The organism is Frankia umida, from assembly GCF_023242945.1.
Lineage (GTDB): Bacteria > Actinomycetota > Actinomycetes > Frankiales > Frankiaceae > Frankia > Frankia umida.
In genome coordinates, this window is sequence record NZ_JALKFT010000001.1 from 252,833 (window position 1) to 253,076 (window position 244).

1 protein-coding gene is annotated in these 244 nt (G+C 50.8%); it reads left to right on the plus strand.

The features are described 5' to 3' along the window. On the plus strand, positions 1–236 hold a 236-nt coding region (locus tag MXD59_RS27180), incomplete at its 5' end, for a DarT ssDNA thymidine ADP-ribosyltransferase family protein (protein WP_372511841.1). Positions 237–244: the final 8 nt, after the last annotated feature.

Below are 244 nucleotides of genomic sequence, written 5' to 3' on the forward strand. Positions count from 1 at the left end.
GTCTAGATAAGCTAGGCGAAGTAGATCACAATATAATGAGGGTGCAGTGGTGGAACGATACCGACGACGACAACGACAGGAAGCGTCGTCGCCAGGCGGAGTTCCTCGTATACGGAAAATTGCCCCTAGAACTGGTGATGTACATAGGCGTGCGAACAGAGGGCATGGCAACCTGGGTGACCAAGGTTACACGAAACCTCACGCCGCCCACACCTTGCATTATTCGGCCAAATTAGTATTATTA